The sequence below is a fragment of the Microcystis sp. LE19-84.1B genome (genome assembly GCF_027531875.1).
GTDB lineage: Bacteria > Cyanobacteriota > Cyanobacteriia > Cyanobacteriales > Microcystaceae > Microcystis > Microcystis panniformis.
This window is the reverse complement of the sequence record NZ_JAPZSR010000377.1, coordinates 1-12,823: the sequence shown is the minus strand read 5'-3', so window position 1 is coordinate 12,823 and position 12,823 is coordinate 1. Positions and strand designations below refer to the sequence as shown.

Annotated in this window: 10 protein-coding genes and 1 pseudogene; 7 read left to right on the top strand and 4 right to left on the bottom strand. The window is 42.0% G+C overall.

From position 1 onward, the window contains the following. Nucleotides 1-451 precede the first annotated feature (451 nt). Nucleotides 452-793 (bottom strand): phage holin family protein, encoded by a 342-nt coding sequence (locus O9324_RS21320; RefSeq protein ID WP_002767360.1) that lies wholly within the window; start codon nucleotides 791-793, stop codon nucleotides 452-454. Nucleotides 794-1,004: 211 nt separating this feature from the next. On the opposite strand from O9324_RS21320, the gene O9324_RS21315 reads away from it, so the two are divergent. From O9324_RS21315 to O9324_RS21305, 3 genes are all read left to right on the top strand, one after another. Then, a complete protein-coding gene (locus O9324_RS21315) occupies nucleotides 1,005-1,394 on the top strand; it encodes a DUF8738 domain-containing protein (protein WP_002767358.1) in 390 nt (129 codons plus the stop codon). Nucleotides 1,395-1,714: 320 nt separating this feature from the next. Next, nucleotides 1,715-2,071, top strand: a complete 357-nt coding sequence (locus O9324_RS21310; protein WP_288141242.1) for an iron-sulfur cluster assembly accessory protein — start codon at nucleotides 1,715-1,717, stop codon at nucleotides 2,069-2,071. 174 nt (nucleotides 2,072-2,245) lie between these two features. Beyond that, complete coding sequence (locus tag O9324_RS21305; protein ID WP_288141241.1) at nucleotides 2,246-6,079, top strand: Eco57I restriction-modification methylase domain-containing protein; 3,834 nt, start codon at nucleotides 2,246-2,248, stop codon at nucleotides 6,077-6,079. A gap of 78 nt (nucleotides 6,080-6,157) precedes the next feature. On the opposite strand, the gene O9324_RS21300 is transcribed toward O9324_RS21305, so the two are convergent. Then, nucleotides 6,158-6,619 carry a DUF29 domain-containing protein gene (locus O9324_RS21300; RefSeq protein ID WP_288141240.1) on the bottom strand — a complete coding sequence of 154 codons (462 nt, stop codon included), beginning with the start codon at nucleotides 6,617-6,619 and terminating at the stop codon, nucleotides 6,158-6,160. A gap of 499 nt (nucleotides 6,620-7,118) precedes the next feature. Then, on the bottom strand, nucleotides 7,119-8,039 hold the full coding sequence (locus tag O9324_RS21295; protein ID WP_002787117.1) for a LysR substrate-binding domain-containing protein: 921 nt from the start codon (nucleotides 8,037-8,039) through the stop codon (nucleotides 7,119-7,121). 146 nt (nucleotides 8,040-8,185) lie between these two features. On the opposite strand from O9324_RS21295, the gene O9324_RS21290 reads away from it, so the two are divergent. Both O9324_RS21290 and O9324_RS21285 read left to right on the top strand, forming a co-directional pair. After that, complete coding sequence (locus O9324_RS21290; protein ID WP_288141239.1) at nucleotides 8,186-8,869, top strand: cadmium resistance transporter; 684 nt, start codon at nucleotides 8,186-8,188, stop codon at nucleotides 8,867-8,869. Between the two features lie 132 nt (nucleotides 8,870-9,001). Further along, the gene (locus O9324_RS21285) at nucleotides 9,002-9,436 is read left to right on the top strand and encodes a YidH family protein (protein WP_046660540.1); all 435 of its coding nucleotides are present in this window, start codon (nucleotides 9,002-9,004) and stop codon (nucleotides 9,434-9,436) included. A gap of 10 nt (nucleotides 9,437-9,446) precedes the next feature. Here O9324_RS21285 and O9324_RS21280 read toward each other — a convergent pair whose 3' ends face one another. Then, nucleotides 9,447-10,244, bottom strand: coding sequence for a sulfite exporter TauE/SafE family protein (locus O9324_RS21280; RefSeq protein ID WP_012267584.1), 798 nt, complete (start codon nucleotides 10,242-10,244; stop codon nucleotides 9,447-9,449). 284 nt (nucleotides 10,245-10,528) lie between these two features. Between O9324_RS21280 and O9324_RS21275 the strand changes: the two genes are divergently transcribed. Then, nucleotides 10,529-11,533 carry a sulfate/molybdate ABC transporter ATP-binding protein gene (locus tag O9324_RS21275; RefSeq protein WP_287730876.1) on the top strand — a complete coding sequence of 335 codons (1,005 nt, stop codon included), beginning with the start codon at nucleotides 10,529-10,531 and terminating at the stop codon, nucleotides 11,531-11,533. A 237-nt stretch (nucleotides 11,534-11,770) separates the two neighbouring features. Beyond that, nucleotides 11,771-12,823, top strand: a pseudogene (locus O9324_RS21270) (RNA-guided endonuclease InsQ/TnpB family protein); the annotation flags it as partial.

The window sequence follows — 12,823 nt, the reverse complement described above, 5'->3', positions numbered from 1 at the left end:
CTTGTAGTTATGCTGTCTGGAAAGATGGTTAAGATGATTATATTTGTTTTGTCCCCTCGGATCATCCCGGTTAACCAAATCTTCACAAAAAGTTACTATTCTAATAGTAATGGAACTTGCTCTCGGTGCTTGAGATGGAAATCTTGGGATTAAATTTTCCTGATTTTTAAGTAGGTAGGTGTTAAAAACTTTGAGATGTCCCCTTGTTAAAGATCGATTAAGGGTAGGGTTGATTCATGAATCAACCCTACGATGAATCAACCCTAGGATTAAGGGGGGATCGAACCCAAAACCCATCTTCAATTTAATTATAACCAGCTACTTAACGACAAAAGCCAGAGCAAATCAGTAGAGATTTCCTCATCTCCAAAAAATAGAGAGACATTGTTATAACAACGTCTCTAGATCAGAGTAAGCCAAGCTGTTTTAAACAACCGAATTATTGGTCACTTTATTCAACAAAAAAACCATTGAGAACTCCTGAAATGATCGAAACCACAATCGAACCGAATAGAGCGGCAAAAAATGATTTTACCTCAAAGCCACTGATAAAATAGGAGGCTAAAGAAAAGGAAATGGCATTGACCACAAAAATAAATAACCCTAGGGTTAAAATAGTTAAAGGCAGGGTAAAAAGAATCAACAGGGGTCTAATAATAGCATTAATTAAACCCAAAGCGACAGCAGCTATCAAAGCCACGGTAAAATCTTTAATTTCTATACCGGGTACTATTCGCGCTGTAATCAATAAAGAGACGGCGGTAATCAACCAACGGAGGAAAAAAGATAACATAAGTTCATCCATCTAAGATAGTTCATCCTCATCTATTTTAATCGCCATCGCCACTTAAAGAGACGGAAGTTTTCAGGAGATGACAACGAAAACCGACATTGACTGCTGCCGCTGCTCGAAAACCAGAGCGGGAACATAGTATCGGTTACACTGGTTATAAACAGGAGGATTCGCTCGGACTATCACCCCCCAGAAAGAGGCAGCACTAAAGATGATATCTAGAAAAAATTTTAGCCAGAGCCAGCAAGTACGAATCGGTAAAACGAGAATTATTCTGGTATCAACTGGCATTTTCATGCTAATGAGTCTGCTTTCTCTCCTCTTAGCGCCACCCAGTTTAGCATCTCCTGAGCCACCTAATTCGGTCATCGCCGCTACCCGTCAAGATTTGAGTCGGAAAACCAAGATATCGGTTAATCGCTTGCAAATTCAAGCAGCACAACCACAAACCTGGCCCGATGGTTGTTTAGGATTAGCTAAACCGGGAGAATTCTGTACTCAAGCACTGGTGCAAGGATGGCGAATTGTTCTGACTGATAAGCAAAAAACTTGGGTTTATCGCACCGATAGCAGCGGCGCTAATCTCCGCTTAGAAAAGTGAATTTCTTTTGCTCTTTTCTGGCTGCTTTTTCAGCATCCCCAAGGCAGCGTTTTCCTGATTTGATTATCGTCCCCCCAGGGTTGGGTGATGAAAATCGGCTGAGAATGGCTCTATGGTTTGTTTCAAGAACCTAGTCGTATGCAGAAACCCTATTTAATTAATAATCCCAGTTTTTTGCTCTTTTTTGCCTTATAACCCCTGTGAGGCTGGGAAAAGTAAACAGTAATTCGGTCAACAGCCCTCAACTATCGTTAAGATGGGTAGGAGAAGGTAAAGTTTTATATGTCCCCTTCAACTGCGTTTAGGAGTTCCTGCTAACGATGACACAAGCTACTCAGATTCAAGGAAAAGGAATTTTACTCAGTCAGGCTGCCCTCAAACACCTTACCATGCTCAAAGAGCAACAGGGCAAGGATTTATGTCTGCGTGTGGGTGTGCGTCAAGGTGGTTGTTCGGGAATGTCCTATATGATGGATTTTGAGCATCCTAGCAATATTGGCCCCCAAGATGAGGTTTTCGATTACGATGGCTTTAAAATTGTCTCTGATAAAAAAAGTCTGCTCTATCTCTACGGTCTCATGTTAGATTACAGCAACGCGATGATCGGCGGCGGTTTCCAATTCACTAATCCCAACGCCAGTCAAACCTGCGGTTGTGGTAAGTCTTTCGGCGTTTAATTATTTCTCCGGGGTGATACCTTTCACCCCCGCCTCCCAGAGGCGATTTTTTTTTGCCAAAACCCTTGACAAAATCGGAGACTTGCCTTATACTTTTTATATAATGGGAATCCGTGCCTGCCTGCGAACTCTTCATTTTTAGGCTAGATACCCTCAATGTTAGGATAATTGCCCATGTCAGGACAAGCAAGCAATAAACCACTTTTTTCTCAACACTATCTTGAGCATCGGCTGCCGGATTCTCCGGAATGGCAAGAGGATGTATCCGTGGCATTTGGCCGCTTAGAGAGTCTTTATCAACAAAAAAAGGCGATTTTGCCGACTCTTAACGAAGCGCAAACGGAAGCAGAATTAATACAACCGATTCTAGAAATTCTCGGTTTTAGTTACATACCGCAGGTAAGCAGTAGGGGAAAAGGAAGGTCAGAAAGGCCAGATTATGCGCTATTTGCCGGAGAAAATGACCGTTATCAAGCCTATTCTCTCCAGAATAATGAAACAGCCTTTTATCGTCAAGTTTTAGCGATCGCTGAGGCCAAATACTGGCAACGTTCTCTTAGTGACGTTTCTAAGAATGATCAGCGAGATATCTGGAAAAATAGTAATCCTTCCTTTCAGATCACCAATTATCTAACGGGGACGGGAGTAGATTGGGGTATTCTCACCAATGGTCGAGAATGGCGCTTATATTACCGTCAAGCGTCCTCCACAGCCACGGAATTTTATCCAGTGGACTTGATGGAACTATTAGAAGGGGGAGACCGGCAAAAATTTCGGTATTTCTGGTTATTTTTCCGTCAAGAGGCTTTTATTAAGGATATTCACGGTCAGAATTTCCTTGAACGGGTCCGGGAGGAGAGTACCACCTATGCCACCAGAGTGGGTAACGAGTTAAAAGAGTTAGTCTTCGATCGCATTTTTCCCGATATTTCTAAGGGTTTTGTATCATTAAATACAGACATACAGCCAGATTTATTGTATGAGGCGAGTTTATCCCTGCTGTATAAATTATTATTTCTGCTCTACGCAGAAGCGCGGGACTTGCTGCCGGTGAGGGGAGACTATCGCGATTACAGCTTATTGCAGAAGACGCGAGAAATTGCCATTAAAATCGATCGTCAGCAGGTCTTTAGTGGCACCTCGACGGGAATATACGATGCTCTCCTCAGTTTATTCCGCATTGTCGATCGAGGGGATGCTAATTTAGCCGTACCTCGTTACAACGGGGGTTTATTTGACATGGAAGAAGGCCGGGTGAATTGTTTTCTCGGTCAATATAAGTTATCCGATGCGGTTTTAGCGCCCATCTTAGACAAGTTAGCACGTTTTGAGGGACAGCCGATCGACTATAGTTTTTTAGGTGTGCGACAGTTAGGATCAATTTACGAAGGATTACTGGAATATCGCATCGTGATTGAGGGGGAATCGGTGCATCTGGAAAATGATCGGGGAGAAAGAAAGGCCACCGGTTCCTATTACACTCCCGATTACATTGTTAAATATATTGTCAGTCATACCCTCAAACCAATTTTAGAGCAAAGAGCGCAACAGTTCGGGGATGTGATGACAGAAATCGCCACCCGAAGACAAGAAAGCAGCGATAGACGTTTAGGAAATCTCAGTCAGCAGGGATTAGAAAAAGAGCTACAACGCTTAGAAAAAAAAGCAATCACCACCTTACTTGATCTTAAACTCTGTGACCCCGCCATGGGAAGCGGACATTTTTTAGTAGAAGCAGTGGACTATCTCACCGATGAGTTAATCCAGATTCTCAATCTTTATCCCGAAGATAATCCCGTTTTAACCATGTTGGAAACCACCCGACAAAACATTATCGACAATCTCCGACAACAGGGAATTATTCTCGATTCTCCCACCCTTGAACCAACGCAATTATTACAGAGAGTGGTGATGAAGCGCTGTATTTATGGGGTAGATATCAATCCGATGGCTGTAGAATTGGCCAAGGTTAGTCTCTGGTTACATTCTTTCACAGTGGGCGCACCTTTGAGTTTTTTGGATCATCATTTACGTTGTGGTAATTCTCTGATCGGAACTACCGCCAAGGCCGCAGAAGCCGCTATGATCGAGGAAGAAAGTGGTCAATTAACTCTTTTAACTGGCCCTTTTGTCGGGTTACTTCGGGCCGCGGAAATTATGCGGGGAATTAGTACCCTCAGCGATGCGACTTTTGCTGAAGTGGAAGCAAGCGAACAGTTATTCCGTGATTTTGATAGTCAAGCTAAACCCTACAAGCGTTTATTAGATGTTTTCCTCTCTCGCTTTTTTGGGGTTAAAACTGCTATCGAGTTTTTGCAGCGCTACGGTGGCAATATATCGGCAATTAATTGGGATAAGTTACCCCGATCAGATCAAGGAATTTTAGACCAAGCAGCTAGTTTATATAAAAGTAAGCGTTTTTTTCATTGGGATCTGGAATTTCCTGAAGTTTTTATCGATCTTGATTCCGCTTCTTGGAAGGATAACCCCGGTTTTGATGCAGTAATCGGTAATCCTCCTTGGGGTTGTACTCTTAGTAAAGAAGAAAAGAAATTCTTGCAAAATTATTTTAAAATTAATAGCTTAAATAACCTTGATTCCTATGCACTATTTACTCAAGCATCAATGATTAGAACTAATCAAAATGGTAGATGTGGTCATATTGTCCCTGATACTTTACTTCGCAAAGAAGATTTAAGAGAATTGCGAAAACATTTAATTTTTGAAAGTACAATTGAAGAATTAATTGAAACGGGACCAGTATTTAAAGAGGTCAGAGATACATGGTGTTTAATTTTAATAGTCACACATCAACAACCATCTAAATATCACCGTATTCAACATAAAAAAATTAGTAGATTTATCGTCTCGGTGGAAGAAAGATTAGAAAAATTTGGTCTTCAAGAATGGTCGCAGAATACCAAATCGGCACAACTACAATGGGCAAGAAAACAGGATCATATTATCGGTTATAATGCCTCTAGATGTGAACAAAGTATTATTCAAAAAATAGAAAATAACTCAGAGACATTGAGAAATAGCTCTTTGAAATTTATAATCTCTAGAGGAGAAGAAGGAAGTAAACAAAAATTAACCCCTGATCCAACGGGTAATTTCATGATAGTCATTCCAGAAGATATTAATCGGTATGAAATTAATGACGGGGTATTAATTAAATCTAGTGAATTAACCCCTATTAAGATGCAAAAATTTTATTCATGTCCCAAAATATGGTGTATTCGCATTCAGAAGCTACGCTGGAAACAGAGAATAGTTTGTAGTTTTGATCCTAGAGATAACTCTGCGGGTATGAAAACGCTTCAAATTATTATTTCATCCTCTAACCAAAAAGATAACTTGCTTTTCGCATCTACCTTATTAAGCTCTAAATTACTTAATTTTTGGTGTGAAGACTATTTAGTTGATGACATGAATAAAAGCTATTTAGAAAAAATACCGATCCGAAAAATATCTTTTAGCACCAATAGCGATCGCCGTCAACATTGCTTAGAGAAACTTATCAAAAGTTATCAAGAAAAGCAAGAGATATTAAAGGAAATCGAGGAACATATTAGGAGAGAGGAAACCGATATAGTCCATGATATTCTGTCCTACTTAGCAGAACAGATGATCGAGATCAATCGAGAAAAACAAAAAGAAATTAAAAGCTTTTTAAGATATTTAGAGAGAATAATCGGCAGTGCGATCGATAATTTAGCCAACAAATCAAAAATCCAAAACTATCTCGGTGACTACCAAAAAAGCGAACCTCATCTTAGCTTGGATCAACTGTGGGAGATACTGAAAAAGAACAAAAAGAAAATTAGCGTTAACTTGTTAGATCGTCAAATACAGGAAACCCTAGAAAAAGAATATCAAACCAGTCTAGATAAACTTTTACCCCTAAAACAACAATTAAGCACCACCGATGAATTAATCGATCTAATTGTGTATAAACTCTATGGATTAAGCGAGGAAGAAATTAAAATTATTGAAGGGAGAGAGTAAAAAAAAGAATCAGCTGCCTGCGTATTTAAATTACTTGTTGAGATACAGGTACCCGTTGAGGCGGTATAACCGTTAAATTTACGGCCAATCCTGACTCGTATCGCAGAGGAAATGGTCGGCCATGATGTCCTCGAAGGTGAAAGGACAGTGAGAGGGAAAAGTCCGTATCGGTAAATACGTGTCCCGCAAAGCCAAATCGACCCCGGCCTCGAAAGCATCGGATAAAGCCGTCGGTATCCGGGATTTTAAACTAGGATTACCCTCTAGATGCCGTCTGATCCCTCGTCTCTGTTCTCTAATCGTCAAAAACCAGCTACGAGAACGTTTATCTGGCTGATATTCCCATTTGAGAAGATGTCCTACCAAAACGGTTAGACGGCTCACCAGTTCTCGATATTCTTGTTTACCCAAGGAAATGATTTCCTCCCGTAAGTTTTGCCAGTCCAGAGCTTCTACCTGTCGGTTGGCTAGAGCTTTCGCTTGTAGCTCTGTCCACCCATAGAAGTCGGATTCATACAGGGAATTGGCTCGATCTTTCATATTGGAGCAGCCTTGACAATTAAAGATATGGCGTTCTATTCAGTAGTTCTAGTATTCTAGTTGTGGATAGGTAAAATCGGCTCTCTTCTTCTTTGCGTGATCTCGCGTAGCGAGCGCGTTGCGACCAGTTTAACTTATATAGGAGCGCTCAATCTTTGTGTCCTTTGTGTCTTTGTGGTTCCTTCCACTCGCTCGCCAGCAGGGTACGAGATTTAGGATGAGAACTTCCAATGCATGAGTAGAAAACGGGTTTCTCGGAGAAACCCGTTTTCTGTGCGTTACTCAACGGATTTAGTATCAAACCAGTCTAGATAAACTTTTACCCCTAAAACAACAATTAAGAGCCACCGATGAATTAATCGATCTAATTGTTGATAAACTCTATGGATTAAGCGAGGAGGAAATTAAAATTATTGAAGGGAGAGAGTAAAAAAAGAATAGAAATCCCCAAAAATCTGTAATAAGAACTAGAAGTATCTAATTCCATTCTGCAAGCAGATTACAACATCTGCTCGAAAACTTGACAGATGCGGGGTTGAAAGCGCTGACGGTGTTTTATTTTTAAAAAAGGGCGCATAAATTCGAGATAGCGAGGGGATAAACCGGAAGTATCGATGACTCGAATCGATCGCAATGTGCCTAATTGTAATTCCTTTTGAACCATCAATTCAGAAATACCGGCAGCTGCCGAACTATTCTCGATGATTGCCTTCACCATTTCTCCGGTATTTAACAGCAAAGTCACCTTTAATGTGCGTAAATCGATACCCCAATTCCGTAGCGCTTCCTCGAATCTTTGTTGAGTTCCCGATCCCGATTCTCGCATTACCCAAGGAGTTTCCACTAATTCGGGTAATTCGATCGCTTCTCTTTTATACCAAGGATGAGAACGTCCGACAATAATTAATAGGCGATCGCTGCCGACGATCTCCTGTTCTAAACAATTTGTTAAATCACTTTTGACTTCTCCCTCGATTAATGCTAGGTCAAAACGTCCGTTAGCCGTACCTAGACAGATTTCTTCCGTATTAGCTAGGGTGCAGTTGATCTTAATTGCCGGATAGCGCTCCTGAAAATCGCTAATTTTTGCCGGCAGCCAATAGTTACCAATAGTCAAACTCGACCCTAATTGTAGTTCTCCCCGTTGCAAGTCGTTAAATTCCGCCAATCCCCTTTCTGTCAAAGTTACCTGGGTAAGAATGCGTTGCGCTTCTAATTGCAGTAAACGTCCTGTTTCCGTGATCTCGATATGACGACCGACGCGATGGAATAATTTCACCCCGTATTCATTTTCTAGGGAGGCAATGGCGGCACTGACAGCCGGTTGGGTGATATATAAAGCTTCTGCTGCTTTGGTGAAGTGGAGATGTTCCGCAGTCGCTAGAAAGATTTCTAGTTGATCTAGGGTCATTCTGGCCATGGCAAGGGGTTTTCCGTCTCTATTGGTCTTTCCATCATTTTAATTTATTAAATCAACAAGAAAGAATATTTGATTTTATTAATAGCTCTTTCTAGAGTGGAAGTAGGGCGATCGAGATCAGAAGACCCGATTAAGAAAAAAATCCTATGACTACCATGATTACTGCCATATCCACAGCAATAGCGGCCTTTATTGCCACCAATCTCGATGACATCCTGATTTTGACGATTCTTTTTACCCAAGTCAATCAACTTTTTCGCCGTCGTCATATCGTTATCGGTCAGTATTTAGGCTTTATCCTGCTGATTTTGGCGAGTTTAACCGGCTTTTTCGGGAGTTTTTTAATTCCGGCTCAGTGGATTCGTTTTCTCGGCCTGTTGCCAGTGATTTTCGGGATTCGGAGTCTCTGGCAGCGAGAAGAAACCGAGACGGATAATCATCTGGAGGTGGCCGTAGAATCAGCACCGTCTTCTCCTTTGGTGGCCTGGTTTTCCCCTCAAACCGGCGCTGTGGCGGCAATTACGATCGCCAATGGCAGCGATAATATCGGCATTTATCTGCCGCTGTTCGCTAGTAATACCTGGCCAAATTTAGTCACTATCGTCAGCGTTTTTCTGATCTTGGTGGGTGTTTGGTGTTTTACTGCTCATCAGTTAACTCAATTACCAGCGATCGCTAATTTAATTACCAGTCACGGCAGCCACTTTGTCCCCTGTGTGCTGATCGGTTTGGGTGTATTTATAATCAAGGAAAGTCTTCCCCTCGCTTTCTTGGCCTTGTCCTTAAGCTATGGATGGACGCTTCTCCAGCAGCAAGCAGAATCTATTTAATTTCTGATTCAATACAAATACATTTAAAAAGAGATTTTAGATTTTTTCCATACCATCCATCACTCAAGTGCCATAGAATAACATCATCTTCTCAAGCACTCCCCTTGAAACCGACCCCTAGTCATCTCGATCATGTTATTTTTTCTCAAATCACCAGTGACGGAAAGCAAGACCAGCATTACACCGAAAAAAGTCAATCCCAATCGGGTCCGCGATCATCTGGCCAATGAACGCACCTATCTGTCTTGGATGCGAACAGCGATCGCATTAATGGGTTTTGGTATGGTTATCCTGCGCTTACGGGCCTTTCATCCTCCCCTAGTTCCCCGGCCCGGTTATGGCTGGAAATTAGGCTTAATGTTTGCTTTAGTGGGTTTATTGACCGTATTTTTGACCACAGCCCATTATTTTACAGTCAGACGAGATATAGATGAAGATACCTACGAACCAGCCGATCGATGGGTGCTACTATTTAGTTTAGCGATCGTTATTCTCGGTGCGGGAATTATCTATTTTGTCGCCACCAGTCCCGATCTGTTGATGGGTAGTATGATGACTTTCGAGTGAACTTTGGGGATTAGGTGGGTTGAAGTAAGCGCCAACTGACCGTGACTAGAACCGTATAAAGCAGTATTTTTAGGGCATTTTTGGGGAAATATTCCGATAATCTTGCTCCCACTACTACCCCCGGTATCCCACCCAACCAGATGGGAAGTACCAGATTCCAGTCTACCGTTCCTAATCCCAGATGACCGATGGAAGTACAGGTTAAGAGGATGGACGCTTGCGATAGATCTGTACCGACTAATTTGCGAGAATCAAGCTGAAAAAAGGTCATCAAGACCAATGCAAATAAGGAACCACTGGAAATACTGGTTAAACCGACCAAATAGCCTAAAACTGCCCCCAATATCGTTGTTTTTATCTGACCCGATCGAGTGGTTAAATCTAATTTTGGCCAGGACCAAGGGGACAAATCGGGAAAAAACAAGGAGATTAGTAGTTCCAGGGCCGCTAGGACAGTCACGATCATCAAGACAAGACCGATGATAGGAGGCAACCATTGATCGAGATTGAGAGAGCTATTCTGCTGAAAATAGCGAAAACCGACTAATCCTAACAGAGAACCGGGTACACTGCCAATTACTAGCCATTTTACCACTTCTAACTCGATCGTTTGCTGTTGCCAGTGACGAACAGTGCCGACCACTTTCATCAACCCGGCCGCTACCACATCGGAACCCACTGCGGTGGTAGCGGGAACCTGAAATACAAAGATCAATAGGGGTGTAATCAAGGATGAACCGCCAATTCCCGTTAATCCCACGACAATTCCGATAAAAAAGCTAAATATTGTCAATAAAGAATAGTCCATTTTTGCCTCAGTTGTCTCTTTTCTCCGGTGTGTTTCTGGTGGTTAAGGGACAAAATTAGTTAATTAAGCCTTTAGAACCGACTAAAAGAGCAAAAAAGAGTAATAGTAAGCTTTTATCGCTGTTTAATCTTTTTAGTCTCTGTTTACAACCAGTAATCTCCGAATCGAAACTTAATTTTCTTGCTATCTTGTAAAATGTGAGTGTATTTTAATACGATTGCGATTGAATCATGGTTAAAATACGGTCAAACCCTATACATTTTTTTGCCAGAGGATTAGCTACCGTGAGCATCATCATCGAGCGAGTATCGAAAAAATTCGGCACCTTTACTGCTTTAGACAACATCAACCTAGAGATCAAATCGAATCGTCTGGTGGCACTGCTCGGTCCGTCTGGTTCAGGAAAAACCACTCTCCTGAGAGCGATCGCAGGATTAGAACCTCCCGACACAGGCAAAATTATCATCAACGGCAAAGACACAACCAATTTAAATGTCAGAAAAAGGAATATTGGCTTTGTTTTTCAGCATTATGCGCTTTTTAAACACCTGACGGTGCGTCAGAATATCGCTTTCGGTTTAAATATTCGCAAAGCTGCCCCGGACTACATTCAAAAACGAGTGGACAATCTCTTGAGTTTAATTCAATTGCAGGGATTAGGCGATCGCTATCCGGCCCAACTATCCGGGGGTCAACGTCAACGGGTTGCCCTGGCCCGGGCCTTAGCGGTGGAACCGGAAGTATTATTATTAGATGAGCCTTTTGGAGCCTTGGATGCCAAAGTTAGAAAAGAGCTACGAGTTTGGTTGCGACAGTTACACGAGGAGGTTCATGTCACCAGTGTTTTTGTCACCCACGACCAGGAGGAAGCCATGGAAGTGGCCGACGAGATCGTAATTTTCAATGAGGGTAAAATCGAACAGGTGGGAACTCCCGATCAGGTGTACGATCATCCTGCCTCTGCTTTTGTGATGAGTTTTATCGGCCGGGTGAATGTTTTGCCACCGACCTCGGCTGCACTATTCGAGCAGCTCGGAGGGGGTACTAACGGAGTCAAGATTTTCATTCGTCCCCACGACCTAGAAATTCTCTCTTTTCCCAATGGGTCTAGCATTGAGGCAAAAGTCGAGCGCATTATCCATCTGGGTTGGGCCATCGATGTGGAATTAATTCTACCGGATCGCTCTCTCCTGATTGCCCATCTGAATCGAGAACAACTGGCTCAACTGCATCTCCAAGTCGGGGAGCAAGTTTATGTTCGTCCTCGGGATGCTCGCGTTTTTGCCTAAAAGTAAACTTTCCAAAACTCGATTAAATTCTGTGGTGCGATATAGAGTTTTTCTCCTTGTCCCAATAATAGACTTGTCGCACCCACAGCATCGCCATACATGGTGTGATCAGGTTCCGCACAAAGTCACAGGCACTCATCGTCATCGAAAATTTTGGGTCTGAAACCCCGTCGTTCTACGACGGCTTTACTGTTAAATATGAGCATCGTTTACGAAATATATGCTAAAATGTGAGACATGGAAAAAGCCTACTCGTTCCGATTTTACCCCACACCCGAACAAGAGTCGCTATTGCGGCGCACTTTGGGCTGTGTAAGATTGGTTTACAACAAAGCTCTCCACGAACGAACACAAGCTTGGTACGAAAAGCAAGAAAGAGTAGGCTACGCTCAAACTTCTTCAATGTTGACCGATTGGAAAAAACAAGAAGAATTAGACTTTTTAAACGAAGTTAGCTGTGTACCTTTACAACAAGGTTTAAGACACCTACAAACAGCTTTTACTAATTTCTTTGCTGGTCGTACTAAGTATCCTAACTTTAAGAAAAAACATCAGGGAGGAAGTGCCGAATTTACCAAATCTGCTTTTAAATTTAAAGACAAACAAATCTATTTAGCCAAATGCACAGAACCTTTACCTATTCGATGGTCAAGACAAATACCAGAAAGCTGTGAACCAAGCACAGTAACAGTCAGATTACATCCCTCAGGACGCTGGCATATCTCAATAAGATTTGATGACCCAACAATCCAGCCATTACCCCCAACTGATAAAGCCATCGGAATTGACTTAGGAATTAGTAGCCTTGTGATTACCAGCGATGGAGACAAGGTATCTAATCCTAAGCATTTTAAGAAACATTATCAGAGGTTGCGAAAGGCACAAAAAAGCCTTTCTAGAAAACAGAAAGGCTCAAAAAATCGGGAAAAAGCAAGAATCAAAGTAGCCAAGATTCACGCCCAAATCACCGATAGTAGAAAAGACCATTTACATAAGCTAACCACTCAATTAGTTCGTGAAAACCAAACGATTGTGGTTGAGAACTTAGCTGTCAAGAATATGGTCAAAAACCCGAAATTATCTCAGGCAATATCTGACGTTAGTTGGGGAGAAATCACTCGACAATTAGCCTACAAATGCCGTTGGTACGGGAGAAATTACATCGAAATAGATAGATGGTTTCCTAGCTCTAAAAGGTGTAGTAATTGCGGGTATATTGCCCTTGAAAATGCCGTTAAATGTTCGAGAATGGGACTGTCCAGACTGTGGGACTCACCATGACCGAGATAT